Annotated in this window: 24 protein-coding genes and 2 tRNA genes; 11 read left to right on the forward strand and 15 right to left on the reverse strand. The window is 50.8% G+C overall.

The genetic code is table 11. The annotated features are described in order from the left end of the window. Positions 1–64 precede the first annotated feature (64 nt). Both ald and trxB read left to right on the forward strand, forming a co-directional pair. A complete protein-coding gene (gene ald / locus K0I31_RS10580; protein ID WP_011865824.1) occupies positions 65–1,180 on the forward strand; it encodes an alanine dehydrogenase in 1,116 nt (371 codons plus the stop codon). A gap of 131 nt (positions 1,181–1,311) precedes the next feature. Then, entirely contained in the window at positions 1,312–2,262 is a 951-nt protein-coding gene (gene trxB, locus K0I31_RS10585; protein ID WP_220078345.1) for a thioredoxin-disulfide reductase, read from the forward strand. A gap of 292 nt (positions 2,263–2,554) precedes the next feature. Here trxB and rplT read toward each other — a convergent pair whose 3' ends face one another. From rplT to thrS, 4 genes are all read right to left on the reverse strand, one after another. Further along, positions 2,555–2,914 (reverse strand): 50S ribosomal protein L20, encoded by a 360-nt coding sequence (gene rplT / locus K0I31_RS10590; RefSeq protein ID WP_011865827.1) that lies wholly within the window; start codon positions 2,912–2,914, stop codon positions 2,555–2,557. Between the two features lie 18 nt (positions 2,915–2,932). Beyond that, positions 2,933–3,127, reverse strand: coding sequence for a 50S ribosomal protein L35 (rpmI, locus tag K0I31_RS10595; RefSeq protein ID WP_011865828.1), 195 nt, complete (start codon positions 3,125–3,127; stop codon positions 2,933–2,935). A gap of 87 nt (positions 3,128–3,214) precedes the next feature. Continuing rightward, positions 3,215–3,757, reverse strand: coding sequence for a translation initiation factor IF-3 (gene infC, locus K0I31_RS10600; RefSeq protein WP_041406632.1), 543 nt, complete (start codon positions 3,755–3,757; stop codon positions 3,215–3,217). Positions 3,758–3,760: 3 nt separating this feature from the next. Then, positions 3,761–5,689 (reverse strand): threonine--tRNA ligase, encoded by a 1,929-nt coding sequence (thrS, locus tag K0I31_RS10605; protein ID WP_220078346.1) that lies wholly within the window; start codon positions 5,687–5,689, stop codon positions 3,761–3,763. Positions 5,690–6,002: 313 nt separating this feature from the next. Between thrS and K0I31_RS10610 the strand changes: the two genes are divergently transcribed. The 3 genes from K0I31_RS10610 (at position 6,003) to K0I31_RS10620 (ending at position 7,373) form a co-directional block, all read left to right on the forward strand. Then, positions 6,003–6,278 (forward strand): hypothetical protein, encoded by a 276-nt coding sequence (locus tag K0I31_RS10610; RefSeq protein ID WP_220078347.1) that lies wholly within the window; start codon positions 6,003–6,005, stop codon positions 6,276–6,278. A 151-nt stretch (positions 6,279–6,429) separates the two neighbouring features. Then, entirely contained in the window at positions 6,430–7,176 is a 747-nt protein-coding gene (locus K0I31_RS10615) for an SDR family oxidoreductase (RefSeq protein ID WP_220078348.1), read from the forward strand. Beyond that, positions 7,173–7,373 (forward strand): CPXCG motif-containing cysteine-rich protein, encoded by a 201-nt coding sequence (locus tag K0I31_RS10620; protein ID WP_220078349.1) that lies wholly within the window; start codon positions 7,173–7,175, stop codon positions 7,371–7,373. The genes K0I31_RS10615 and K0I31_RS10620 overlap by 4 nt, the downstream gene beginning before the upstream one ends. A 208-nt stretch (positions 7,374–7,581) precedes the next feature. Here the strand turns inward: K0I31_RS10620 and K0I31_RS10625 are convergent, their stop codons facing one another. Continuing rightward, complete coding sequence (locus K0I31_RS10625) at positions 7,582–8,193, reverse strand: riboflavin synthase (RefSeq protein WP_011865834.1); 612 nt, start codon at positions 8,191–8,193, stop codon at positions 7,582–7,584. Between the two features lie 28 nt (positions 8,194–8,221). Between K0I31_RS10625 and K0I31_RS10630 the strand changes: the two genes are divergently transcribed. The 3 genes from K0I31_RS10630 (at position 8,222) to K0I31_RS10640 (ending at position 10,011) form a co-directional block, all read left to right on the forward strand. Beyond that, on the forward strand, positions 8,222–9,607 hold the full coding sequence (locus K0I31_RS10630) for an MATE family efflux transporter (RefSeq protein WP_220078350.1): 1,386 nt from the start codon (positions 8,222–8,224) through the stop codon (positions 9,605–9,607). Between the two features lie 230 nt (positions 9,608–9,837). Further along, positions 9,838–9,914, forward strand: a tRNA-Val gene (locus K0I31_RS10635). 20 nt (positions 9,915–9,934) lie between these two features. Next, a tRNA-Val gene (locus tag K0I31_RS10640) sits at positions 9,935–10,011 on the forward strand. A gap of 61 nt (positions 10,012–10,072) precedes the next feature. On the opposite strand, the gene K0I31_RS10645 is transcribed toward K0I31_RS10640, so the two are convergent. Next, on the reverse strand, positions 10,073–10,516 hold the full coding sequence (locus K0I31_RS10645; RefSeq protein ID WP_220078351.1) for a DUF3718 domain-containing protein: 444 nt from the start codon (positions 10,514–10,516) through the stop codon (positions 10,073–10,075). 293 nt (positions 10,517–10,809) lie between these two features. Here K0I31_RS10645 and K0I31_RS10650 point away from each other — a divergent pair, with 293 nt between their 5' ends. Next, positions 10,810–13,512 (forward strand): bifunctional acetate--CoA ligase family protein/GNAT family N-acetyltransferase, encoded by a 2,703-nt coding sequence (locus K0I31_RS10650; RefSeq protein ID WP_220078352.1) that lies wholly within the window; start codon positions 10,810–10,812, stop codon positions 13,510–13,512. Positions 13,513–13,665: 153 nt separating this feature from the next. Here the strand turns inward: K0I31_RS10650 and K0I31_RS10655 are convergent, their stop codons facing one another. From K0I31_RS10655 to K0I31_RS10675, 5 genes are all read right to left on the reverse strand, one after another. Beyond that, positions 13,666–14,694 (reverse strand): GGDEF domain-containing protein, encoded by a 1,029-nt coding sequence (locus tag K0I31_RS10655; protein WP_220078353.1) that lies wholly within the window; start codon positions 14,692–14,694, stop codon positions 13,666–13,668. Between the two features lie 149 nt (positions 14,695–14,843). Beyond that, positions 14,844–16,472, reverse strand: a complete 1,629-nt coding sequence (locus K0I31_RS10660) for a phosphoethanolamine transferase (protein ID WP_220078354.1) — start codon at positions 16,470–16,472, stop codon at positions 14,844–14,846. Further along, a complete protein-coding gene (locus tag K0I31_RS10665) occupies positions 16,456–16,659 on the reverse strand; it encodes a hypothetical protein (RefSeq protein WP_220078355.1) in 204 nt (67 codons plus the stop codon). The genes K0I31_RS10660 and K0I31_RS10665 overlap by 17 nt, the downstream gene beginning before the upstream one ends. Positions 16,660–17,026: 367 nt before the next feature. After that, on the reverse strand, positions 17,027–17,440 hold the full coding sequence (locus tag K0I31_RS10670; protein WP_220042510.1) for a MarR family winged helix-turn-helix transcriptional regulator: 414 nt from the start codon (positions 17,438–17,440) through the stop codon (positions 17,027–17,029). A 42-nt stretch (positions 17,441–17,482) separates the two neighbouring features. Continuing rightward, complete coding sequence (locus K0I31_RS10675) at positions 17,483–18,607, reverse strand: cation diffusion facilitator family transporter (protein ID WP_220078356.1); 1,125 nt, start codon at positions 18,605–18,607, stop codon at positions 17,483–17,485. Positions 18,608–19,019: 412 nt separating this feature from the next. On the opposite strand from K0I31_RS10675, the gene eco reads away from it, so the two are divergent. Then, positions 19,020–19,577: a serine protease inhibitor ecotin gene (gene eco / locus K0I31_RS10680; RefSeq protein WP_220078357.1), complete on the forward strand. Its 558-nt coding sequence runs from the start codon at positions 19,020–19,022 to the stop codon at positions 19,575–19,577. A 103-nt stretch (positions 19,578–19,680) separates the two neighbouring features. Here eco and K0I31_RS10685 read toward each other — a convergent pair whose 3' ends face one another. Genes K0I31_RS10685 through zwf form a run of 4 tightly spaced genes read right to left on the reverse strand, consistent with a single transcriptional unit; the run spans position 19,681 to position 24,363 of the window. Further along, complete coding sequence (locus K0I31_RS10685; RefSeq protein WP_144204237.1) at positions 19,681–20,322, reverse strand: bifunctional 4-hydroxy-2-oxoglutarate aldolase/2-dehydro-3-deoxy-phosphogluconate aldolase; 642 nt, start codon at positions 20,320–20,322, stop codon at positions 19,681–19,683. A gap of 21 nt (positions 20,323–20,343) precedes the next feature. Continuing rightward, the gene (gene edd / locus K0I31_RS10690; protein WP_220078358.1) at positions 20,344–22,170 is read right to left on the reverse strand and encodes a phosphogluconate dehydratase; all 1,827 of its coding nucleotides are present in this window, start codon (positions 22,168–22,170) and stop codon (positions 20,344–20,346) included. Positions 22,171–22,179: 9 nt separating this feature from the next. Further along, on the reverse strand, positions 22,180–22,878 hold the full coding sequence (gene pgl / locus K0I31_RS10695) for a 6-phosphogluconolactonase (RefSeq protein ID WP_220078359.1): 699 nt from the start codon (positions 22,876–22,878) through the stop codon (positions 22,180–22,182). 12 nt (positions 22,879–22,890) lie between these two features. After that, positions 22,891–24,363 carry a glucose-6-phosphate dehydrogenase gene (gene zwf, locus K0I31_RS10700; protein WP_011865846.1) on the reverse strand — a complete coding sequence of 491 codons (1,473 nt, stop codon included), beginning with the start codon at positions 24,361–24,363 and terminating at the stop codon, positions 22,891–22,893. Between the two features lie 308 nt (positions 24,364–24,671). Between zwf and K0I31_RS10705 the strand changes: the two genes are divergently transcribed. Next, positions 24,672–25,526 (forward strand): MurR/RpiR family transcriptional regulator, encoded by an 855-nt coding sequence (locus tag K0I31_RS10705; RefSeq protein WP_011865847.1) that lies wholly within the window; start codon positions 24,672–24,674, stop codon positions 25,524–25,526. Positions 25,527–25,705: the final 179 nt, after the last annotated feature.

Raw genomic sequence — 25,705 nt, forward strand, 5'->3', positions numbered from 1 at the left:
AGGACCTATAAAATAACAATTCAACCCAGAATAAATGGGTTTTTATTCAATTTGAGGCTCGAAGATGATAATTGGTGTACCTAAAGAAATCAAAAACCACGAATATCGTGTTGGTATGGTGCCGTCAAGTGTCCGCGAATTGACCCTAAAAGGTCATGAAGTATTTGTAGAGAAGAATGCAGGTGTTGGGATCGGTTTTAGCGACCAAGACTATGTCGATGTAGGCGCGTCAATCTTAGACACTGCAGCTGAAGTTTTTGCGAAAGCAGAAATGATCGTTAAGGTAAAAGAACCTCAAGCGGTCGAGCGTGCCATGTTGCGTGAAGATCAGTTGCTGTTCACTTATCTTCATCTTGCTCCCGATCTGCCACAAACTGAAGATCTTATTAAGAGCGGTGCCGTCTGTATCGCTTATGAAACAGTAACCGATGCCCGTGGTGGCCTTCCGCTACTGGCGCCAATGTCTGAAGTTGCCGGTCGTATGTCTATCCAGGCTGGTGCCATGGCACTGGAAAAATCAATGGGTGGCCGCGGCATGCTACTTGGCGGCGTACCTGGTGTTGAGCCAGCTAAAGTCGTTATCATCGGCGGCGGTATGGTTGGTACCAACGCAGCGCAGATGGCCGTAGGCCTGGGCGCAGACGTGGTAATCCTAGATCGCAGCATCGATGCGCTGCGTCGTCTGAACGCTCAGTTCGATAACCGTGTTAAGGCGATCTACTCGACTGCCGACGCTATCGAGAAGCACGTACTGGAAGCCGACCTAGTGATCGGTGGCGTACTGGTTCCTGGTGCAGCAGCACCTAAACTTGTGACCAAAGATCACATCAAGCGTATGAAGCCAGGCAGCGCTATCGTTGACGTCGCCATCGACCAAGGCGGTTGTGTTGAGACTTCTCATGCGACCACTCACCAAGACCCAACTTATATCGTTGATGAAGTGGTACATTACTGTGTGGCTAACATGCCAGGTGCAGTGGCTCGTACCTCTACCTTCGCGCTTAACAACGCGACCCTTCCTTACATCATCAAGTTGGCCGACATGGGCTACCGCGAAGCACTGCGTCAAGACAAGCACCTGCTAAACGGCTTGAACGTAATGCATGGCAAGGTAACCTGTAAAGAAGTTGCCGAAGCCCTGAACTTTGAGTTTGTTGATCCAAGCGTACTACTCGCTTAATCAAGTAAAGAGTGTAAACAAAGGGAGCCAATGGCTCCCTTTTTCGATTAGAACAATCTAAAAGATTGCCTTTACCCCTTAGGGGAAATTCCCTACAATCGCTGCAATTCGCTAAAGGCACGGAGAAAAAGATGAGCCAAGCTAGACACTGTAACTTATTAATTTTGGGTTCGGGCCCTGCTGGGTACACCGCCGCTGTTTATGCTGCCAGAGCAAACCTAAAGCCTGTATTGATCACGGGTATGCAGCAAGGTGGTCAGCTGACGACCACGACTGAAGTTGAAAACTGGCCAGGCGACGCCGACGATCTAACCGGTCCGGCTTTGATGGAGCGTATGCAGAAGCATGCCGAGAAATTTGAGACTGAGATCATCTTCGACCACATCAACGAAGTTAACCTGCAAGAGCGCCCTTTCCAACTGAAAGGCGACAGCGGTGAGTACACTTGTGATGCCTTGATCATCTCAACCGGCGCCTCGGCCATGTACCTTGGCCTGGAATCGGAAGAAGCCTTCAAGGGTAAAGGTGTTTCGGCCTGTGCCACCTGTGATGGTTTCTTCTACCGTAACCAGAAGGTTGCCGTGATCGGTGGTGGTAACACGGCGGTTGAAGAAGCGCTTTATCTGAGCAACATCGCATCAGAAGTTCACCTGATCCATCGCCGTGACAGCTTCCGCTCAGAGAAGATCCTGACTCAGCGTCTGATGGACAAGGTTGCGAACGGCAACATAGTACTGCATCTCGACAGCACACTAGACGAAGTCGTTGGCGACAACATGGGTGTAACCGGGGTGAAGATCAAGAGCACCAAAGACGACGCCATCACAGAGTTTGATGTCATGGGCGTGTTCGTCGCTATCGGCCACAAGCCAAACACTCAGATGTTTGAAGGTCAGCTAGAGATGAACAACGGCTATATCAAGGTGCAGAGCGGTCTTGGCGGCAATGCCACCCAAACCAGCATTCCTGGTGTATTCGCAGCTGGTGACGTGATGGATCAACATTACCGTCAGGCGATCACCTCTGCCGGCACCGGCTGTATGGCTGCCCTGGACGCAGAGCGTTTCTTAGACGCACAGTAAGCGTTACGCTTAATAAGAAAGCAGGCCGAGTGCCTGCTTTTTTTTGTCTTTAATACCAATCACGGTAGATAAGTGCTCAGAAATAGCACGGGAAAAACGTTCGAGAACAAGGCAGAGTTTTTGATAAGTAGTTATTCTACAATCAAAAATGATAATACCGTTATCGGACGTTTTAACAAGCTAGAGTAACCAGTTATTGACTACGATTGGTATAAGTTCAGCCAAATAAATTTGCGGTGATCGGGCACAAAAAAAGGGACCCAGGGGTCCCTTTCAAAGCAAAGCTCACTAATTACTTAGCTAGAGCCTCTTTTGCCTTTTCAACTAGAGTGGCGAAAACCACTTTGTCGAATACAGCGATGTCTGCCAAAATCTTACGATCGATTTCGATAGACGCCTTTTTCAGACCGTTGATGAAACGGCTGTAAGACAGACCATTTTGACGAGAAGCCGCATTGATACGTGCAATCCACAGTTGACGGAATTGACGTTTCTTCTGACGACGGTCACGGTAAGCATATTGGCCAGCTTTGGTTACTGCTTGCTTAGCAACACGGTAAGTACGTGAGCGAGCTCCGTAATAACCTTTAGCTAGTTTTAATACTTTCTTGTGACGAGCACGAGCGGTTACACCACGCTTAACTCTAGGCATTGTTCTTTACTCCTCTAATTAAGCGTATGGTAGTTGACGTGCAATTGCTGGCACATCAGACTTCGCAACTAAACATTTAGCACGTAAGTGACGTTTACGCTTAGTGCTCTTCTTGGTCAAAATATGACGTAAATGGGCTTGCTTGCGCTTAAAACCGTTAGCGGTTTTCTTAAAACGCTTTTGTACACCCTTGTCTGTTTTCATTTTAGGCATTGCTAAAACTCCGCATTGGGAAATTAATAAAACGCAAGGCGAGCAGAGGCCCTCAGAGAGGTCTCTGCTACTTTTAAATTTGCCTTACTATTTCTTTTTCGGCGCAAGTACCATCACAGCCTGGCGACCTTCCATTTTTGGAAAAGCCTCCACAACTGCTATCTCAGCCAGGTCGTCTTTAATACGATTCAAAAGATTCATACCAAGACTCTGGTGAGCCATCTCGCGACCACGGAAACGCAGCGTAACTTTCGCCTTGTCGCCGTCTTCTAGAAAACGCTTCAGGTTGCGTAGTTTTACCTGATAGTCGTTTTCGTCAGTACCGGGACGGAATTTTATTTCCTTCACCTGTATCTGTTTCTGCTTCTTCTTTTGCTCTTTTTGGGCCTTAGCCTTGTCAAAAAGATACTTTCCGTAGTCCATTATGCGACATACAGGCGGCTCAGCGTTTGGGCTGATCTCTACCAGATCTACGCCCGCTTCATCTGCAAGTTCTTGCGCTTCACGAAGACTTACAATGCCGATAGTTTCACCGTCTAATCCATTGAGGCGTACTTCTGATACGCCAACAATGAGTTCGTTAATTCTATTCGCCGCTGCTTTACGCACGTCTGTTTTCTTGATCTTTATGACCTATTCCTCCAACAAATTTAGACTACGGAGCGAAATCTGTTCTTTAACCATGGCAGCAAATTGATCGATTTTGATCTTACCTAGGTCAACACCATCTCTGGTTCGCACCGCGACTTCCCTATTTTCCATCTCTTGATCGCCCACGACCAATAGATAGGGAACACGCCTTAGGGTGTGTTCGCGTATTTTAAAGCCAATCTTTTCATTCCTCAAGTCTTTCGAGGCACGAATTCCCTGATCTTTAAATAATTTGACCACTTCGTCAACATATTCAGACTGTTTGTCAGTAATATTCATCACAACGGCTTGAACCGGTGCTAACCAGGTTGGGAACTTACCTGCGTATTCCTCGATCAGGATTCCTAGGAAACGCTCCAGCGAGCCTAGAATCGCACGGTGGATCATCACTGGCGTCTGACGGCTGTTATCTTCGGCAACATAAGTCGCGCCTAGACGTCCAGGCAAGGCGTAGTCGAGCTGCACTGTACCGCACTGCCATGCCCTGTCTAAGCAGTCATGGAGCGTAAATTCGATCTTAGGACCATAGAAGGCACCTTCGCCCGGTAGGATCTCATACTCGATGTCGTTGGCTTTCAGTGCATCCATCAGCGCCTGCTCTGCCCTGTCCCACATGGCGTCGTCACCGATACGCTTCTCTGGGCGAGTAGAGAGTTTCACCACGATATCGTGGAAACCAAAGGTCGCATAGGTGTCATAGACCATCTTAATACAGCCACTTACCTCTTGCTGCACCTGCTCTTCGGTACAGAAGATATGGGCATCATCTTGGGTAAAGCCACGAACACGCATCAAGCCATGTAGAGAACCCGATGGCTCATTACGGTGACAACAACCAAACTCGGCCATACGCAGTGGCAGATCGCGGTAAGATTTGAGGCCTTGGTTGAAGATCTGCACGTGACCCGGGCAGTTCATCGGCTTCACCGCGTACTCACGGTTTTCCGAATGCGTAGTGAACATGGCTTCGGAATACTTATCCCAGTGACCACTGCGCTCCCACAGTACGCGGTCCATCATCAAGGGGCCTTTCACCTCTTGATAGGTGTATTGACCCAACTTCTGACGAATGAATCTTTCAAGCTCGAGGAACAGGCTCCAACCGTCGTTGTGCCAGAACACCATGCCAGGGGCTTCTTCCTGCATATGGTACAGGTCAAGCTGCTTACCTATCTTACGATGGTCGCGCTTGGCCGCTTCTTCGAGGCGAGTCAGATGCGCCTTAAGGGCCTTCTTGTCTGCCCAAGCGGTACCATAGATACGCTGCAGCATCTTGTTGTCTGAGTTACCGCGCCAGTAGGCACCGGCAACACTCATCAGCTTGAAGTGATGACAGAACTTCATGTTAGGCACATGGGGGCCACGACACATGTCGGTATATTCTTCGTGATGATAGAGCGCAGGCTGGTCGTCTTTGCTGATGTTCTCATCCAAGATGGCCATCTTGTAGCTTTCGCCGCGTGACTCGAAGGTGTCACGGGCCTCTTGCCAGCTGACGACGCGCTTCACCACATCATAGTTTGTCTTAGCCAGTGCCAGCATACGCTTTTCTAGCTCGGCTACATCTTCCTCGGTCAGCTTATGATCGAGATCCACGTCATAGTAAAAACCGTTATCGATCACCGGGCCGATGGCCATCTTGGTTTCAGGCCACATCTGCTTGATGGCGTGACCCAATAGGTGAGCACATGAGTGACGTAAGATCTCTACCCCTTCATCGTCTTTTGCGGTGATGATAGCGAGTTCGGCATCTGTCTCGATCAAGTCACAAGCATCTTTCAGCTCGCCATTGACGCGACCTGCGATACAGGCTTTTGCGAGACCAGGACCTATGTCCGCGGCGACATCTAGGGTAGAAACGGCGTTAGCAAACTCGCGCTTGCTGCCATCGGGAAGTGTAATTACAGGCATGTATAATCCTTATCCAGTGGTGACCCCTACGTAGGGCCACTTGGTCATATTGAGAAAAATTTAAGCAACTGAAGCGCAAAACATTACCGGAGTTTTGATCTACTTCAGCGCAGGCCTGACATTCTAGGGCCGCATCAGGCAAATCGCAAGGTTTAAGGCCGCCGCTTCGCTTAAAATCACCAACCAACTGACTCGCTAGTCGCTGCCAGTTAAATCTGTCACCAATTGTCCATCTGGATGTCATCGAAAAGTCATGGACGGCCCCTACTCTAGCCGCCATATCGTTATGGCTAATTCGCTAAGGAGCCCGACCATGATGAAGCTTATATTATTGACCGCACTCTTCTATCAGCCTTTGTATCCTAACGACGGCACTCGCGGCGCGTCTATGCTAGAAACTGCCGCACAGCAAACTCAAGTGCAGGCTTTCGAAGCCAAAGGTATCGAATTGCAAACATCGACTATTGGCCTGGATGTGAGCCAACTCGAAAATGAGATAGCTATTGAGCTCGACCAGCAGCTCAAGGCGCTACATGCCGAGTTGCCGCAGCAAGGCGGCGATCAGGAGCTGCTCGCCAGCCAAAACTGATAACGATTAAAACCAAACAGGTCAGTTGCCTTGGGCTTAAACTGCACTATAGTGCCTGCTATTGTCCGTGCACTTGCTATGCTATTGCAACCTATTGCTATACGGGAGAAAGTCATCCAAGATTGTGCTCAAAAGATGATGAGCAACTTAGATGACAATGAGCAAGTGGGCACTGGTAACCGGCGGCGCCAAACGTATTGGTGAAGCGATCGTATTAGCCTTGCACGGTAAAGGCTTCAATATACTGCTGCACTATAAGGGATCAGAAAGTGAAGCAATGGCGCTTGCAGGCAAGCTTAACCTCAGCCGAGTAAACTCGTGCCAGACTGTGCAAGCCAACCTCGCCACCGAACAAGGGCCTCTTAGCCTTGTCCAACACATTAATGACCATCAACTCCCGCTTGGGGCTCTTATCAATAACGCCTCGCTGTTTGTACCAGACAGCAGTATTGAAGACTGGCAATCTAGTCAGCAGGTGTTAAACCTTAATCTGCTCGCGCCCTATCTGTTAGCCACAAAGCTTAGTGAAAACCTTGCCAGTAATGACGGCTGCGTCATAAACCTGGTGGATATTCACGGGGACCGCCCCTTAAAACGCCATGGGCTATACTCAATATCTAAGGCAGGATTAAACATGGCGACCCGCGCCCTAGCCCAGGAGTTAGCACCTAAGGTCAGGGTCAACGGCATATCACCAGGCGCGATACTCTGGCCATCCCAGAGCGATCAAGCGGCTATCTCCAGCGTCACTCAGGCCATCCCTCTGGCTAGAGCCGGCAGCCCCGAGGATATCGCCGATACCGTATGTTTTATCCTGGAAAGCCCCTACCTTAATGGTCAGGTGATCGCTATCGATGGCGGTCGTAGCGCAACCGGATATACAGGAGCCGACGGATGAAAATTTTTGATAAAGTGATCTGTTGTCCCCACTGTGGGCACCATCAACATATCAACTTAGATATCAGCTGTGGCGATCAGGACTACTACGACGATTGTCGCATATGCTGCAACCCAATCCATTTTCGAACCCACATAGACGATTCCCGGCAAAAAATTGAAGTCTATGTGGACTCGGACGATGAGCAGTACTATTAAGCCAAGGCGGCTTAAACTTATAGACGGTTTAAACTTATAGGCAACTGAATCTTATCGCCCGCTTAATCTTATAGGTTGCTAGGGACTTGCCACAAAAAGCCTTGGCTTATTATCTACGTTGCTAAATTTAGCCAGATAAAGGTCACCCACACCTGGTTACGCCTTAATCTACGCCTCAACGCCAAGCCTTATCCGTTAACCAAGCCGTCTAACCCAAACGCTTGGCCAATACCCGCTCAACCGTGTCCACGATAGCCTGAGTCTGACTGTCTATCTCGATATTAAGCATGGTGCCGACAGCGACCTCGTCTAAGTTGGTGATCTCCAGGGTTTCTGGAATGAGGTGCAGCATAAAGCCAGATTCACTCACCTCACCAACGGTCAGGCTACAACCATTCACGCCAACGAAACCTTTGTAGAGAATATAGTTCATCCATTTAGGGTCGACTTCGAGACGGATATCAAAATGGGCAGGCGTATGACTTACCTCGACAACGGTTGCCTGAGTGTGCACATGACCCGACAACACATGGCCACCTATCTCGCTGCCATAGGTCAATGAGCGCTCGATATTAACCTGGCTACCCACAGACAGACCGGCCAAATTGGTAAGCCTCAATGTCTCTTCCATTACATCGAAAAACACCCTATCATCTGCCATCTCGGTAACGGTCAGACAGACGCCGTTATTGGCGACACTTGCACCTCGCTGCAAGTTTTCCTTAAGGTGTGACGGCATCGCAATTTCGATTGTATTAAGACCATCTTTTTTATGAATAGCCACCACTTCACATGTGGCTTGAACAATACCTGTAAACATTTTTTACTCTCTGCATTAAGGCGTTTTCATGAATCAATTCGGCTTTCAAGCCAAAAAGCTCGTCCATCTCGCGTTACCTGTGCTAATCGCCCAGGTCACCCAAACCATGATGGGGTTTATCGATACCGTCATGGCCGGACGTGTCAGCGCATTGGATATGGCCGCGGTGGCCATCGGCGGCAGTCTGTGGCTGCCGGCGCTACTGTTCGTACAGGGTTTGCTGGTCGCCTTTACCCCTGTGTTTGCCAGCCATCATGGCGCCGATAATCAACACGCTATCAGGCCTATGGCTTTTCAGGCTGCCTATATTGCCATAATCGGCGCGGCCGTAGTGATAAGCTTTCTGCTTTTTGCGCCGCAGATCTTCAAATTAATGGATTTGTCCCCCGAACTGGCCGAGCTGAGTGTCAGCTATCTCCATGGATTTGCCTGGGGCGTCCCCGCCTTCGTGCTCTATCAGGTCTTGCGAGGATGTAGCGAGGGGATCTCCTACACGCTGCCGACTATGGTAATAGGGTTTGTTGGCCTGGCGGTAAACATCCCGGCCAACTATATCTTCATCTATGGCCACTTAGGTGCGCCCGCGCTGGGCGGTGCGGGCTGTGGTATCGCAACGGCCCTGGTGTTCTGGGCCATGTTTATCGCCATGACCATTTACATGCAGTGGCACAAGCGCTTCGCCGTTATCAAGCCTCTAGGTGCCTTCCACCTGCCGGATCTTAAGACCATGAAGAGAATGACGAAACACGGAATGCCCATCGCCATGGCCTTGTTTTTCGAGGTGAGCCTGTTTGCCATCATAGCGCTGCTGCTCGCCCCGCTCGGCGCAGACGTTGTAGCCGGCCATCAGATCGCGCTTAACTTTTCATCCATAGTGTTTATGCTGCCACTCTCTATCGGCATCGCCGTGTCGATACGGGTTGGATATTATCTCGGACAGGATAAGGCGGACGTGGCTAAGCTAGTGACTAAGGTCGGTCTGGCTATCGCCTTTAGCCTGGCGGCCTGCACGGCCGTCATCACTGTGGTGTTTCGCACTCAGATAGCGCTGCTCTATAACCAAAACCCCGAGGTGGTCGCCCTGGCGAGCAGCCTGATGTTCCTGGCCGCCCTATATCAGCTGTCTGACTCGGTGCAGGTAGTTACTGCAGGTGCCCTGCGTGGCTATCACGACACCCGCAGCGCCTTCTACATTACCCTTGTCTCTTATTGGGCCATCGGCATGGTGCTCGGCTATCTGCTGGCAGAAACCGACTTACTGGTGCCCGCCATGGGCGCCCACGGTTTCTGGATTGGTCTGATCGCCGGCCTCACCAGCGCCGCACTGCTGTTTGCCTTAAGGCTTCAGTATATTCAAAAGCATCCAAAGCAACTGGCCTTGGTTGATCAGCCGATTAATCACGCCGACCTATAGCCAAGATCAACACAGGCAAGCTGATGTTTAGCTAAATAATCATCATCTTGCCTGAATCTTTATGTAAACGATTTGCCGAATATAACGACACTTTGGCGTTAAAAAGATCAAGTTGCGCAGCAAATCACCGCTTGATTGAAAAATTACGATTTTTTACTTGCAACTCACATCACATCCCTCGTAATATAGCGCTCGTTCGCTGGCCGACAGGTCGTGAACGGTAAAGCAGTACAACCGTAGCTCAGTTGGTTAGAGCACCACCTTGACATGGTGGGGGTCGGTGGTTCGAATCCACTCGGTTGTACCAATTTTACAAGAGATAACAATACAACCGTAGCTCAGTTGGTTAGAGCACCACCTTGACATGGTGGGGGTCGGTGGTTCGAATCCACTCGGTTGTACCATCTTGTAAAAATATCAGCCAGCGCAAGCTGGTTTTTTTATGCCTGTTACTCGCTATTCAGCCTACTTCGCACTCACCATAACAACAATCGGCTCACCACCGCCGGATCTATTGCTGGCAAGATCGGTAATGCTCACCTTGGTCTTCACGCGATTGGCGCTCGATGAGTGACGCTCAAGAAACTGAAAGCTTTGTGATGCCTGATACTGGTAGGCAAACTGCGCCAGACTCACGCCATTGCAGGAGATGCTGTTGACCCCAAAGCGCATGTTGTGGTCATAGTTAACCAGTTTACGCTTTAACGCCGAACTGTTATCGCTACCCGCCGCAATACAGATCTTAGTCTCGACACTACTGTCCTGCGCCACAAATCTATAATTGGCATTGGTGTTAGTGCTGGTATTAGCGGCGGCTGCCGCCTCTTCACCCACTGCCAGCTGAGAACTCAAGCCTAAACCTAGAGCCGTAACAGCTACACCGATAGATACAAACGCCCCTGTTTTCATCTTCAACTCCTTAAGCCGTATTGATAACGGCGCCGCGATACCTGTTTATTGCCGATCCGCAAAGGCACTTAGGTCTGCATCTCATTGCATTGCCAGTCGCCTCGGCGCGTCAGAACCCCTCAAGTAAAGCCCAAAAACCGCGTCAAGGTTGTTAACCCTTGATGTCAAAGTGTTGCAAGCTGTGTAGCCCAAATGAAGGGCATGGTGAATGGTGCTTATCCTACTAAAATCCTAGAGAAAAAAAGTACAACTGAGGTACACTGTTTGCTGGCGAGTGACAACAGGAGCCGCGAATGAGCCAGCGTACATTACACACCCTTTTTAAACCTAAGTCGGTGGCCATCATTGGAGCCTCGAACGGCGCCAAGCGCGCCGGCAATGTCGTAATGCGCAACCTGCTCTCCAGCGGGTTTTCCGGGCCTATCATGCCGGTCACGCCAAAATACGATGCCGTGATGGGCGTGCTGGCCTACCCCAATATCGAAGCTCTGCCGCTTAAGCCCGATCTGGCCATCATCTGCACCGCGGCCAGCCGCGTCCCCGCCATCGTCGAACGTCTCGCCCAATTTGGCTGCAAGGTAGCGATCATCAACGCTTCCGGCATGGCCAATCAGCTCGATGAAGAGGGGCAGAATCTACTGACGCTGACCCGCGCCCACGCCAAACGCTACGGCATGCGGATCCTCGGCCCTAACAGCCTGGGGATGATGCTGCCCAATTTGGGGCTCAATGCCAGCCTGGCACACACCAGCGCCCTACCGGGTAAAATCGCCTTTGTCTCCCAGTCTGCCGCCATCTGCACCACGGTCCTGGACTGGGCCAACAACAAGGGGATCGGCTTCTCCTCCTTTATCTCACTTGGCGATGCGACAGATATAGATTTCGACGAGCTGCTGGACTTTCTCGGACGAGACTCGCGCACAACGGCGATCATGCTCTACATCGACTCTGTCAACGAGAAGCGCCATTTCCTTTCAGCAGCCCGCGCCGCCGCGCGTAACAAGCCAATATTAGTGATCAAATCGGGTCGCAGCCTTGAGGGCACCACGGCCGCTAAGCTCCACACCGGCGGCGAGGTGGGTAACGACGCCGTCTACGAGGCCGCCTTCAGACGCGCGGGTATGCTGAGGGTGAACGATCTGGTAGAGCTGTTTGCCGCAGTAGAAACCCTGGCTCACTCGGCGCCCCTTCAAGGCGAGCGTTTGGCCATTCTCAGTAATGGCGGCGGTCCCGCCGTACTAGGCCTAGATCAGCTAATTCTCGGCGGCGGTAAAGCCGCCACCTTAGACGATGACACCTTCGACAAACTCAATGCCTTGCTACCCGATACCTGGTCCGGACAAAACCCGGTGGATATCGGAGGCGATGCCGATGCCAAGCGTTACACCCAGAGCCTGGATATCCTGATGAACGCCGATGTGGCCGATGCCATCTTGGTGTTGCACTCTCCTTCTGCTCTTGGAGATAGCATAGAGATCGCCGACAGCATCATAGAGCTCGTCTCAAAACATCCAAGGCGTCACAAGGTCAATGTGCTCACCAACTGGAGCGGCGAAGACTCGGCCTATCAGGCCCGTAAACACTTTAACCGCGCCGGGGTGCCCACCTATCGCACACCAGAGGGAGCCGTTGGCGCCTTCATGCATATGGTGGAATACAGACGCAACCAAAAGTTGCTACAGGAAGTGCCGCAATCTATCCCAGATAATATTCCAACCGATGCTCAACTTGCGCGCTCCTTGCTGCAAAGAGCGATAGCCGATAACAAGCAAGTGATCGAGACCCATGAGGCAAGCGCTATCCTCAAGGCCTATGGGCTTAACACCATAGAGACCCACTTTGCCGCCAGTGCGGAGCGCGCCGCCGAAATCGCCGAACAGATAGGCTATCCCGTCGCCCTCAAGGTGCAATCGCCGGATATTCACCATAAATCCGATGTTCACGGCGTCATGCTCAACCTCACCTCCCATCAAGAGGTGTTACAGGCTGCCGATGCCATGGTCGGGCGGGTACACTCGCTCAACCAGGACGCCGACATTCAGGGGCTCATAGTGCAGAAGATGGCACTCACCGCCGGCACACAGGAGATCCGCGTCGCGGTGACCCATGATCCCGTGTTTGGCCCGGCGATTCTGCTTGGCGAAGGCGGCTCCGAGTGGCAACCCAGCACAGATGCCGCGGTTGCTCTGCCACCACTGAATATGACTCTGGCCCGCTACATGGTGATCCAAGCGCTGAAGACCCACAAGCTCAAAGACAGGCATCTGCCGCTGGGCTTAGACATGAACGCCCTGTGCGTCATGCTGACCCAGATCTCTCATCTCATCATAGATTGCCCCGAGATCGGGGGCTTAGATCTTAACCCTGTGCTGTGCGCCGGTGAGCAGATCACCCTGTTAGATGTGAATATTCAGCTCAATGCCAATGCCCAGGACAATACCAACCGCCTAGCTATCTGCCCCTACCCTAAGGAGCTTGAAGAGCATGCGGTATTGAAAAACGGTCTTGAGATCATGCTAAGGCCAATTTTACCGGAAGATGAGCCTAAGCATCTGGCCTTTGACAACTCCCTCTCCGACGAAGACAGGTATAAACGTTACTTCGGCGTGCGCTCTAAGATGACCCATGAAGAGATGGCTGTGCTTACGCAGATTGACTACGCCAGGGAGATGGCCTTTATCGCCACTACCAAGGGTGCCGACGGCGATGATATTACTTTAGGTGCCGTGAGGGCTTCTATAGACCCCGACAATACCGAGGCCGAGTTTGCCATGGCGGTGCGCAGCGACCATCAGGGGATAGGCATAGGTAAATTATTACTGGAAAAATTGATCGCCTATTACAAGGCCAATGACACCGAGCTGCTTACCGGCTTCACCATGTTTGAAAACCGCAACATGGCAAGCCTGGCGAAGAAGTTGGGCTTTAGCGTTACCTTCGACATGGAGGAGCATCTGATCAAGATGGACATGCCCCTCAAGCCGAAACAAGACTAGCTGGTGCGCCCAGCTTGTAAGCCGTGCTTATTTAGCGTGTTTGCTAAGCGTTAACCATTTTACGTTTAGCTGCTAAATCTGCTTTCACACCTGCATACAGAGAAGCTAGCTCACAACAGAGCTAGCCTTTGAAACAGTTACTTATTGAGCCCCTTAGCCCTTCACACAGTTACGGCCCGCCGACTTGGCTCTATATAGGGCCTCATCGGCACGCACCAGATAAGACTCTCTGTCATCATCGTGGCGCAGTGTCGCCACCCCGATGGAGACGGTGATCGCCCCAAGTGATAGCTTCTTACCTTTGCCTATGCTTAGATGGCGCTCGGCGATACGTGCCCTAAGCTGCTCGGCCACGACCATGGCGCCTGAATGCTCGGTATCGGGCAGCAGGATCACAAACTCTTCACCGCCGTAACGCGCGACAAAGTCATCCCCCTTCACCCCTTGTTTTAACGCCAGTGCGATATAGGCGAGTACCTTATCGCCCACCAGGTGACCATGGGTATCATTAAACTGCTTAAAGTTGTCGATATCGACCAGCAGCAAGCTGCTAAGGCGCTGCTCTCTTCTGAACCTTTGAATATGACCCAGCACCTCCTCATCGAAGGCGCGGCGGTTACGAAGCGAGGTGAGCTGATCTGTCATCACGGCGATATTGAGATCTTCCATCTCGGCCTTCAGCGCGGCGACCTCCTGATTCATCGTCTTCAGATTCGCTTCCATCTGACGATTGCTGATCACCACCTGAGACACCTCTTCGGCCAGGGTATCGACCAGGCGCTCGAGGGTCTTAGGGTCTGGATCCTGGCTGATATTCTGCTGAAAGGTTGTCAGACTGAGGTTAAATTGCGCCGTACCTGCGGTGACCTCGGATAAACGGGTCATAAAATTATTGATCAAGATCTGCGTCTCTATCTGCACATTCTCGATCACCTCGGGTGACTGCTCGCGAATGAAGCTGTTATAGAGACCGGCATTGACCTCAGAGGTAAACTGAGCGCGGCTGGCCACCAGGGTGTCGATGGCGCGCTTAAGATCCAGATTGACCCCACGGAAATACTCATACCAAACGGCATAATTATCTGGGGTTACTGGGATATTGAGTTCTGACATGCGCGGAACGGCATGTCGGAGAATTTTAGCGGAAAGTTCGGTCTCGGTAAGTTGCTTAGCCAAATTCATAGAGATTTTCGCCATTTTATTATTAGAGAAACACTAGCGCACACTAGGCGCCTTCATCCGCGTAATTTAATGAATGAAGGCGCAATCTCTACAATAACGAAAATTTTAAGCCTTACCAGCTATTTTTGTTGTTTTTATGTTACAAACCACTATTTTACCCGGCAAGTCGCAAACAGATCCTTCTCCTTGCGATACACCTCGGTCGATACGTTCATCAGACCAAGCAGGCTGGAAAAGAGGTTATCGTGGGAGAAGCCGCCCTTGGTGGCATGGTCGCGCAAACACTGCTTGTCTAAACCATTGTCGGAGGCGAAGTCCGCTGAAAGCCAGGCCAGCATAGGGATCTTGATCTGCTCATCCGGCGCTATCGCATAAGGCGCGCCGTGAAGGTACATGCCACTCTCCCCCAGCGACTCGCCGTGGTCTGACACATAGAGCAAGGCGGTATCGGCCTTGTTCTGCTGCGCCTCAAGGCGTGAGATCACCTGAGCGATAATATAGTCGGAATACAAGATGGTGTTGTCATAGGTATTCATCAGCTCTTCATCGCTGCAGTTTTGGATGTCGCTACGCTGACAATCGGGCACAAACTTGCGATGGGCTTCTGGATAGCGCAAATAGTACGTCGGGCCGTGTGAACCTATGATGTGAAGGACGATAAGGGTATCCTTGGTGACACCTTCGGCAAGGCGCTTATCGAGTTCATTCAGCAGCACCTGATCGTAGCAGTAGTGACCGTCGCAGAGCTCCGGGTCGCTATTGAGATCTATGTTGATGTGTTTAACGCGGTCACACACGCCCTTGCAGCCACTGTCATTATCCAGCCAGTCCAGCGAGATACCGGCGTGATCCAGCACGTCCATGGCGGTGTCCTGGGCCTGTGCCTGGCGCGCGTCATAATCTTCTCTATCCATACTCGAGAACATACATGGCAGAGATACGGCCGTTGCCGTGCCGCATGACTCGGTATCTTTAAAGGCGATCATGTCATAAGCCTTGGTATGGGCGTTGGTTGGCTTATCATAGCCATAATACTCATAGTTATGGGCCCTGGCGGTCTCGCCGACCACAACCACCACCAAGTTAGGCTTGCCGTTATGATCTAGCGTCAGGTTCTTAGCATCTTTGCCCTGCACCTTATAGACCAGTGGTTCCTGGAAGTAGTTAACCTTGACATACTTGATCATAGAACCGATGGCATAAGTAGGGACTATGTAGCGCTTCATCTGATCGTTGTTACGGCCAAAGGCGACATAGTTTTGATAATAGAAGAAGCCGATCACCGCGATACCGGCAAGCATGGCGAACATGAAGGCAAGCTTATGCAGTAACTCTTTCACGAAAGGCTTGTAGACGATATCGGCCTTAAAAATCAGCAGGGCCGGCAGCAAACCGGTCAGGGTAAAGTTTAAGATTGATGACCAGTTAAGATAGGTTAAGGCCTCTGCGCTGTTGGTCTGCACTGTGTTTTCAATCATGCCGTAATCGAACACGACGCCATATTGCAGCGCGGCGAAAAACACGCTGGAAGAGATCAGGGTAACGATGATGAAAAACGGTTTAAGTAGATACTTAACCGAAAAAAGCGAGAAGATGAAGCTTAACGCGAAGATAAGAAATAGCGGAATGGTGGCGATGAAGAGGTAATTAACCTCGCCCTGCTTCTCTATACCCTGCTGAACGATCTGAAACAGCGGAATATTAAATACGCCTACATAAAATAACGCGGTGATCAGTGTAAACTGATTCACCGAAAGGGTTTTAACGCGTGACAGCACTGAGTGTTCTCTCTGTAAATAAACCTAAAATGACGTTCAAAAAAATCGCCAAGCCGCCGGTTACAACGACCTGCCTATCAAATAACGCCAAGACTTCGTTTTCATCTTCTGCATCATCTTTCACATCAGGGCCAAACCTGGCCTGAGTCAGAAGCAATTCATGCTCTAAGCACTTAACTTTTAACACTTAGCTAGCAGCACTTAACTAAAAGTACTTAACTAATAGCACTTCTCAAATAGCACTTAGCTATCAAAATTTTGCCATTAGCCAAATTTCAGATAGCCTTGGCGCAGAAATGTTGCGGCAATATTACCAATCAACACACTGCGCCACAATTGTAATCGCTATCCGCCTACCAACACAGGCACAGAACACCTTTGTTAACAGCTATGATTTAAGGGCGATAGGTGAAAGGCTATTTATTAACTGCTATTTGCTTATCGCGTAATCCTATTAACCAGCACGATTTGAAAGTTTTGAATTAACACTCGGGAGTTTACACACCCGAGGTGAAAAAAAAGTGTTTTTACAGACGCAGTGCATGAGTTGCGGGTTAAAACTCGCTGTTCATGCGCTGAAAAAAACTCAACAAGAGCTCACGCTCGCTGTCGGAGAACTTAGCGGTAAGTTGATCGGACAAACCGTGGTGCAGTTGGTCATGCTCCCGGTAGACAGCCTGCCCCTGCTGGGTTAGACCAACCAGAATCGATCGTCTGTCTTGCTGGTGGGCCTTGCGTGCCACCAGACCCGCCTGCTCCATCTTATCGATCTGCACCGTCAGAGTACCTGTGGTGATCCCCATTTTCTCCGCCAGCTCTTTCATGCGCATGTCACCATTGCCGCCCAAAATCTCTACGGCATGGATCTGAGGCAAGGAGTGGCCAGCATCCTTGACTACGGCCATCTCCCAAGACGAGAGCTTTTCATAAAATTCGACTATGGTGTGGCTCAATAGGTCATTATTCATCTTTAACGCACAATTCCTTTTTAAAGAGTTCGAAACTTAAGCTTATTCTGCCACTTGGCAAGCGGTTTGACGGCAAGTGATGAGTTCGACCGTCAGATGGTCAATACGTTCAAATCTCGCCAACTTCTGCTTGAAATAATCCAGCTCCTTAGGCGCATGGCTGACGATTGAGACCATGGCGGCATAATGATCGGCGCTAATGCGCCAGACGTGAATGTCGCTCACCTGATGATCTTGCTCAGCCTCGATCAACTCGACCATCTGCTTAACGTATTGTTTCTCTATGCTGGCATCGAGTAGAATCGGCCCGGTTTGCTTCATCAAGCCCCACGCCCAGCTGGTAATGATCACAGCGCCAACCACGCCCATCACGGGATCTAACCAGGTCAGTCCCAGATACTTACCGAACAGTAAGGCGCCAATGGCGAGCAGAGAGGTCAAAGCATCGGCCATCACATGGAAATAAGCGGCACGCAGGTTGTGATCATGATGCCCCTTGTCACCTTGTGCATGCGCTTTTTGATGTTTATGCTCATGAACATGGTGATGAGCATCATGCTCGTGGCTATGATCATGGTGATGACTATCGTGGTGAAGGTCATGGCTATCTTCGTGCTCATGGCTGTGATCATGATGGTGGTCATGGCTGTGATCGTGATGATGTCCATGACTGTGATCATGATGATGCCCGTGGTGGTGATGTCCATGGTGGTCTTTTAGCAAAAAGACAGAAATTACATTGACCGTCAGGCCGATCACCGCCACAAAGATGGCTTCGTTAAAGTGGATCTGCTCGGGGTTAAACAGGCGGCTCACCGACTCAACCACCATAAGTAACGCTACCAGTCCGAGCGCGACGGCACTGGTAAAGCCCCCTAAGACGCTTACCTTACCTGTACCAAAGGCAAAATCAGGGCTGTTGGCATGTTTCTTCGCATAGTGATAGGCAAACAGGGTAATGAGAAACGCTGCGGCATGGGTACCCATATGCCAACCGTCGGCCAATAAGGCCATCGAACCGTATACGGTACCAGCAACAATCTCGGCAATCATTGTAAATAGGGTTAGCAGTAACACATAACGGGTGTTGCGCTCGCCATCAGTGTTTAAATTAGCGAACTGGTGGCTGTGCTGCCAGGGGGCTAGATGATCCTTTACGTTAGGCATGAATGTTTCTCTATTCGTTTTTATTGGTTAGCTTTTGCTGTTTACTTTGGTTAATTAACTTTGGCTAGTTAACTTGGGTTGTTTAGCTTTTAACGATTAACTTCTACTGGTTCGTATATAGGTTCGTACATCGGCTCGTATATTGATTCGAAGCTAGCAGTTTGTGTTTATCAGTACCCGAGACGCTCAGCCAAATACTTTGAAAACCAAACAATCAGCATATTAACTAGTTTGATTTTCAAAGTAAACAAATATGAGATGCTCGAATAGAAAAGTGCCATTCTCGTCACAAGCCATATTAAAAATTAACTAAAAACAATAAATTAAAAATTATTTCTTTGCTTTTAACCCTTTTCCTCTATGCTAGCGTTTATACCTGGTATAACCGTTCAATTTAACGCTAGGAGCTTTCATGAAATTACCATTGAACAAATATACATCTGTCCTATTAATCGGCCTGAGTCTCTCCCTTAGCACCTTCTGTGCCCAGGCGACCAGTCCTGCCAAGCCACAGCAGTTAACCATGCCCGTCGCAATAAGCTACTCTGCAAGCGACTATCAAGCCGAGGATGCAACTAAGATGTTTCCTGCGCCAACTGACGGCCTGGTGCAACACATTCTTACCCTGCCAAAGCTTGCCAATGAGGACGACTACCGACTGGAGATAGCCATCGGCCGAAGCGAAGAGGTAGATTGCAACAAACATGGGCTGTCGGGGGAGATAACTCAGCATACGGTACAAGGCTGGGGCTATAACTATTATCAGGTCGATGCCATACATCAAGGCCCTAGCACCATGATGGCCTGTTTCGATAAGGCAAAGAAGACAGCATTTCTCACCCTGCCTGAGAAACTTACCTTAGCCTACGACAGTCGCTTACCTAAGGTGTTTTACTTGCCAGCAGGTGCTCAGCTTAGATACCGCATCTGGCAGGCCAGCAGCGACTACCAGTACAGCGAAGCCAAGTAGTTCTGTTCAGGTTGACGGCCTGTAGCTCATATTCATCAGATACAAAAAAACCTCTGCCTAGGCAGAGGTTTTTTATATTGCTATCTGTATTTAGAAGCAGTTATTACAGGCCGTTGATGGCGTCTTTGCACAACTGGGTGATACGCGCCCAGTCGCCCTGCTCCATGGCATCGGTTGGGGCTATCCAGCTGCCGCCGATACAATCGACATTCTTAAGCGCCAAATAATCTTTGTAGCTGCTCGGGGTAATGCCGCCGGTTGGGCAGAAACGTATGTCGGCTAGCGGACCTGAGAAGGCCTTCAGCGCATTCACGCCGCCAGATGCCTCTGCTGGGAAGAACTTAAAGTTGGTGTAACCCAAGGCCATACCCGCCATCACCTCAGAGATGCTAGCAACGCCAGGGATTAACGGCACGCTACCCTTCATCGCCGCCTTTAGCAGCTCAGGCGTGGCACCCGGGGTGATCACAAACTGAGCGCCGGCATCGATAGCCTGCTGCAGCTGCGCTTCGTTGAGCACGGTACCTGCACCAACCAGGGCTTCGGGCACCTCTTTGGCGATCTTGGTGATCGCTTCCAGCGCACAAGGGGTACGCAGCGTCACTTCCAATACGCTGATGCCACCTTCGACCAGGGCTCTGGCGAGTGGAACCGCATCCTCAATCTTATTAATCACCATGACGGGAACGATCGGGCTACGTTTAAAAATATCTTGGGGTTGAATTGACCAGTTATTCTCAGCCATTGCTAAAAGCTTCCTCAATGATTAATAATTTTCGTCTATGGTCGTGGTGCAACGTGCACCCGTCTCTGGACTACTTAAATTGGAACGCAGCGCCGCAAACAGTTCGCGGCCCATGCCGAAACTGGTACTGCGTAGATCGACTTTTTCCGCTTCACGACTCGCCAGTACAGCCTCATCGACCAGCAGGCTCACCTCACCTGTATTAGCATCGACACGAATCAGGTCACCATTTTCAACTTTAGCGATCAGACCACCGTCTAATGCCTCTGGCGTCAGATGGATCGCCGCAGGCACCTTACCCGACGCGCCTGACATGCGGCCATCGGTCAGCAGCGCGACCTTAAAGCCTTTATCCTGTAGCGAGCCCAGGATAGGCGTTAGCTTGTGCAGCTCAGGCATACCGATCGCCTTAGGTCCCTGACCTTTAACCACGACGACGCAGTCTCTGTCGAGCTCTCCGGCCTTGAACAAGCCTTCGAGTTTGTTCTGATCGTCGATCACTACGGCTGGCGCCTCGACGAATCGGTGAGATTCGGCAACCGCTGAAACCTTGATCACCGCGCGGCCCAGGTTACCCTTAAGCAGTTTTAATCCGCCGTTGGCCTGGAATGGCGATGCCACGGCTGTCAGCACCTCTTTATCTAGAGAGTCACTTGGGCCTTCGACCCAAACCAATTCATTGTCGATGAGGCGTGGCTCCTGGGTGTAACGACGCAGACCAGGACCGGCCACCGTCAGCACATCTTCATGCAGCAGTCCGGCATCGAGCAGTTCCTTGATCAGGAAGGCCATACCGCCAGCGGCGTGGAAGTGGTTGATGTCGGCGTGACCGTTAGGATAGACGCGAGCGAGTAACGGCACGGCATCTGACAGCTCTGAGAAATCATCCCAGTTAACGATAATGCCGGCAGCACGGGCAGCGGCAACGATATGCATGGTCAGGTTCGTCGAGCCACCCGTTGCCAGCAAGGCAACTATGCCATTGACCACAGATTTCTCGTTGACCACTTCACCGATAGGCGTGTATTGAGTGCCCATCTCGGTGAGACGACACACCTGCTTTGCCGCCATCTTATTGAGGGCTTCACGCAGCGGATCATCAGGATTCACGAATGAGGAACCTGGCAGTTGCAGACCCATCACTTCCAGCATCAGCTGGTTGCTATTTGCCGTACCGTAGAAAGTACAGGTGCCAGCGCTGTGATAAGACTTAGACTCAGCTTCAAGCAGCGCAGCGCGATCCACCTGCCCCTGGGCAAACTTTTGACGAACCCGCGCCTTCTCCTTGTTAGGAATACCGGATTTCATCGGGCCGGCTGGCACAAACAACATAGGCAGATGACCGAAGCTCAGGGCACCGATCAACAGGCCTGGAACTATCTTGTCACAGATCCCCAATAGCAAGGCGCCATCAAACATGTTGTGAGACAGACCCACAGCCGTTGACATGGCAATCACCTCGCGGCTCAGCAGGCTGAGTTCCATGCCCGGTTGCCCTTGGGTCACACCGTCACACATGGCGGGCACACCGGCTGCCACCTGGGCAACACTGCCGACCTCGTGACAGGCGTCTTTCAACAGCTGAGGGTAATGCTCGTAGGGCTGATGGGCCGACAACATGTCGTTGAAGGCGGTGACAATACCTATGTTGGCCTTGTTAAATGCCTTGATGGCATTCTTGTCCGCCGGGCTACAGGCGGCAAAACCGTGGGCTAGGTTGCCACAGCTCAGGCTGCTGCGATGAACGCCGTTGGCTTTTGCTTCGCCCAGCGCCGCAAGATACTTTGCGCGAGTCGCTTGGCTTCTGGCAATGATCCTGTCGGTAACTGACTGTACTACTGAATGCATAATCGCTCCTTAAGCGCTCCAATAAACATCGACGGGTGTCTTGTGCTGGGCAAGTACCGCACGTATCGGCATCGCCTTGGCATCGTCATTCTCGAGCGCTTGTCGGTAAACGGCGAGCTTCTGTTCACCGACTATGTGTAAATAGATCTGGCGTGACGCTAAGATCCCCTGCTTGGAGATGGTCATGCGACCATGGGGCGCCTCGCCCGGATTCACCGCCAGGCACAACGCCTGGGTAGTCAGCGCCTGTTCTATCTCCTTAGCGCAAGGGAACCATGAACAGGTATGGCCATCGTTGCCCATGCCAAGCACCACCACATCGAAGGGCCTCGGGAAGTTGGCGAGTTGCTCTATGGCCATGTCGACGCCAGCCTCTGGGGTGGTGAACATATTCTTCAGGCCGCGAAACTTAGCGCCCGCGGCGCGGTTTTGCAGCAGGTGTTGTCTCACCAAGCGCTCGTTGGAATCGCTGTGCTCGCTATCGACCCAGCGCTCATCGGCCAGGGTGATATAGACATCGTTCCACTCAATTGCCTTCTGACTCAGCAGCTTAAACAGGGCCAGCGGTGTCGAGCCGCCAGACACTACTAGGCTCGCCTTGCCGCGGGCGTCGATAGCCGCCTGAAGCTGCTCGGCGATGCGATCGGCAAGCTGCGCCTCCAGGCTGGTTTTGCTATCAAAAGATTTGAATACGGATTCTTTAATCATCTTAAAATCCCCTTATTCGTCCCAAGAGCGGCCGTCTTTAGCGATCAAAGCAACTGATGCCACAGGGCCCCAGCTACCGGCAGGGTATGGCTTAGGCTTCTCATTACTCTCTTCCCACGCCTGGATGATGCCGTCGACCCAGGTCCATGCCTGTTCAACTTCATCGCGGCGTACGAATAGCGCCTGATTACCCAGCATGGCTTCGAGCAGCAGACGCTCATAGGCATCGGCGATACGATCGTTCTTGAAGGTATCGGAGAAACTCAAGTCCAGCTTAGTGGTTTGCAGTCTTTGTTTCTGCTCAAGACCCGGCACCTTGTTCATCATCTGGATCTCAACCCCTTCATGAGGCTGCAGACGAATCGTCAGCTTGTTTGGCGGCAGGTTACGGTAGCTTGAGCGATACAGGTTGTGTGGTGGATTCTTGAAATAGACGACAATCTCAGAACTCTTGGTCGGCATACGCTTGCCGCTACGCAGATAGAAAGGCACACCGGCCCAACGCCAGTTGTCGATGTCGACGCGCAGGGCGACGAAAGTTTCGGCGTGAGACTGAGTATTCGCGCCCTCTTCCTCTAGGTAACCAGGTACTGGCGCCCCTTTGAGGAAACCGGCCGAGTACTGACCGCGCACCGTGTTTTCATAGATGTTATCCGCATCTATCTTACGCAGTGACTTAAGCACTTTTACCTTCTCATCGCGAATGCTGTCTGCATCCAGGTTTACCGGTGGATCCATGGCGACCAAGGTAAGTACCTGTAGCAGATGGTTTTGGATCATGTCCCGCATCTGACCGGCCTTATCGAAATAGCCCCAACGCCCTTCGATACCCACCTCTTCGGCAACGGTGATCTGCACATGGTCGATCGTGCGGTTATCCCACTTAGAGGCAAACAAAGAGTTGGCGAATCGCAGTGCGATCAGGTTCTGTACCGTCTCTTTACCTAGGTAGTGGTCGATACGATAGACCTGGTTTTCATTAAAGTAGGCGCTGACTTGATCGTTGATGACTTTAGAAGAAGCGAGATCTGAGCCAATGGGCTTTTCGAGGACGACACGGGTATCGGGATAGATAAGGTTTTGTTCATGGAGGCAACGACAGATATCGCCGAAGATGGCCGGCGGCGTCGCGAAGTAGTTCACCATGACGCGCTTCTTAGGCTCGAGGATCTCATGGAAGGCACTGTAACCTTCTGCCTCGGTGAAGTTAGTCCCAATATAGACACAGCGCTTTAGGAATCGCTCGAGGGTTTCATCACACAGGGCTTCTTTAACGAAGCTCTTTAGTGCCGTGACGACCAGCTCCTGATACTCATCATGGCTAAAGGCGTCTTTGGCTACCCCGACTATCTTAGTCTCCTCATTGAGCAGACCGGCCTTATCCAATTGATAAAGAGAAGGGAGTAACTTACGTCTGGCGAGATCGCCTTTGGTGCCGAACAATACAAAATCACAAGCTTTGGCTTCTGGTGATGTCATGCCCATAGCTTAAAAATCTCCTATGTACTGTGTCCCATCGTTTCGATGAGAAGCTCACATGTTTGTTGTAATATAACAACAGAATTTGTTAATTGCATCTAAATTTTGCAAAAAATGACCTATTAGTAAACTAGCAACGAGACACCAAAATCTGATATGCTTTTTGTGATTAAATTACTATATATAGTAGAAAGTTTGCTCTGTAGTTAGATCATAATTCGTCATATAAACCAAACTGTAGCACTTTTTGTTTGGTTCTATCATGACATAAAAGAATAAATATAATTACATTACAATCCAGTGGATGTACGCATATGAATACCCTAGAAAAGGTTCAGAAAAACCTAACACATTTCAGTAAGTCGGAACGTAAAGTGGCTGAGGTGATCCTGGCGTCACCACAAACCGCGATTCACTCCAGCATCGCCACCCTGGCTAAGATGGCCGACGTGAGTGAGCCTACTGTGAACCGCTTCTGCCGCCGTCTCGACACTAAAGGCTTCCCCGATTTTAAGCTGCACTTAGCACAGAGCCTGGCCAACGGTACGCCTTATGTCAGCCGCCACGTCGAAGAAGACGACAGCCCAGACTCCTACACCACCAAAATCTTCGAGTCTTCAATGGCGGCACTGGATACCGCCAGACAGAGCATGGACACGGCTGCCATCAATAAGGCGGTCGATATTCTTACGCAGGCAAAGAAGATCTCCTTCTTTGGCCTTGGCGCCTCGGCCTCTGTTGCCCATGACGCACAGAACAAGTTTTTCCGCTTCAATGTCCCTGTGATCTGCTTCGACGATGTCTTGATGCAACGCATGAGCTGTATCAACAGCAGCGAAGGCGACGTGGTGGTATTGATCAGCCACACGGGCCGTACCAAGTCACTGATTGATATCGCCCGCCTGGCCCGTGAGAACGGTGCCGCGGTGATCGCCATCACCTCTCGTAACTCACCGCTGAGCGCCGAATGTACCCTACCGGTGACCATGGAAGTCCCCGAAGATACCGACATGTATCTGCCCATGGCTTCACGTCTGGCTCAACTGGTCATTGTCGACGTATTGGCAACTGGTTTTACCCTGCGCCGCGGACCACGTTTCAGAGAGAGTTTGAAGCGGGTAAAAGAGGTGTTGAAAGAGTCTCGCATCGACAAAGAAGCGACACTATAGTCCAGTTTTGTAAGGATATTAGGCGGCCCTTGTATAAGGGGCCGCCTTTTTTTTCACTTTTAATCGCAGCAGTTCACAAAATTAATAATTTGAGATAGATCATTTTGTTTGTAATTTTCCTACAAAACTCCATTTTGTCTGTTAATATAGAGTAAGATTATTTAAAACTTAACGGAGTA

The sequence above is a fragment of the Shewanella spartinae genome (genome assembly GCF_019457555.1).
GTDB classification, from domain to species: Bacteria; Pseudomonadota; Gammaproteobacteria; order Enterobacterales; family Shewanellaceae; genus Shewanella; species Shewanella loihica.

Bases quoted from the DNA above. Each gene is read 5' to 3' on its own strand.
- ald (WP_011865824.1), top strand. From the start codon at position 65: ATGATAATTGGTGTACCTAAAGAAATCAAAAACCACGAATATCGTGTT.
- trxB (WP_220078345.1), top strand. From the start codon at position 1,312: ATGAGCCAAGCTAGACACTGTAACTTATTAATTTTGGGTTCGGGCCCT.
- rplT (WP_011865827.1), bottom strand. From the start codon at position 2,914: ATGCCTAGAGTTAAGCGTGGTGTAACCGCTCGTGCTCGTCACAAGAAA.
- rpmI (WP_011865828.1), bottom strand. From the start codon at position 3,127: ATGCCTAAAATGAAAACAGACAAGGGTGTACAAAAGCGTTTTAAGAAA.
- thrS (WP_220078346.1), bottom strand. From the start codon at position 5,689: ATGCCTGTAATTACACTTCCCGATGGCAGCAAGCGCGAGTTTGCTAAC.
- K0I31_RS10610 (WP_220078347.1), top strand. From the start codon at position 6,003: ATGATGAAGCTTATATTATTGACCGCACTCTTCTATCAGCCTTTGTAT.
- K0I31_RS10615 (WP_220078348.1), top strand. From the start codon at position 6,430: ATGACAATGAGCAAGTGGGCACTGGTAACCGGCGGCGCCAAACGTATT.
- K0I31_RS10620 (WP_220078349.1), top strand. From the start codon at position 7,173: ATGAAAATTTTTGATAAAGTGATCTGTTGTCCCCACTGTGGGCACCAT.
- K0I31_RS10625 (WP_011865834.1), bottom strand. From the start codon at position 8,193: ATGTTTACAGGTATTGTTCAAGCCACATGTGAAGTGGTGGCTATTCAT.
- K0I31_RS10630 (WP_220078350.1), top strand. From the start codon at position 8,222: ATGAATCAATTCGGCTTTCAAGCCAAAAAGCTCGTCCATCTCGCGTTA.
- K0I31_RS10645 (WP_220078351.1), bottom strand. From the start codon at position 10,516: ATGAAAACAGGGGCGTTTGTATCTATCGGTGTAGCTGTTACGGCTCTA.
- K0I31_RS10650 (WP_220078352.1), top strand. From the start codon at position 10,810: ATGAGCCAGCGTACATTACACACCCTTTTTAAACCTAAGTCGGTGGCC.
- K0I31_RS10655 (WP_220078353.1), bottom strand. From the start codon at position 14,694: ATGAATTTGGCTAAGCAACTTACCGAGACCGAACTTTCCGCTAAAATT.
- K0I31_RS10670 (WP_220042510.1), bottom strand. From the start codon at position 17,440: ATGAATAATGACCTATTGAGCCACACCATAGTCGAATTTTATGAAAAG.
- K0I31_RS10675 (WP_220078356.1), bottom strand. From the start codon at position 18,607: ATGCCTAACGTAAAGGATCATCTAGCCCCCTGGCAGCACAGCCACCAG.
- eco (WP_220078357.1), top strand. From the start codon at position 19,020: ATGAAATTACCATTGAACAAATATACATCTGTCCTATTAATCGGCCTG.
- K0I31_RS10685 (WP_144204237.1), bottom strand. From the start codon at position 20,322: ATGGCTGAGAATAACTGGTCAATTCAACCCCAAGATATTTTTAAACGT.
- edd (WP_220078358.1), bottom strand. From the start codon at position 22,170: ATGCATTCAGTAGTACAGTCAGTTACCGACAGGATCATTGCCAGAAGC.
- pgl (WP_220078359.1), bottom strand. From the start codon at position 22,878: ATGATTAAAGAATCCGTATTCAAATCTTTTGATAGCAAAACCAGCCTG.
- zwf (WP_011865846.1), bottom strand. From the start codon at position 24,363: ATGGGCATGACATCACCAGAAGCCAAAGCTTGTGATTTTGTATTGTTC.
- K0I31_RS10705 (WP_011865847.1), top strand. From the start codon at position 24,672: ATGAATACCCTAGAAAAGGTTCAGAAAAACCTAACACATTTCAGTAAG.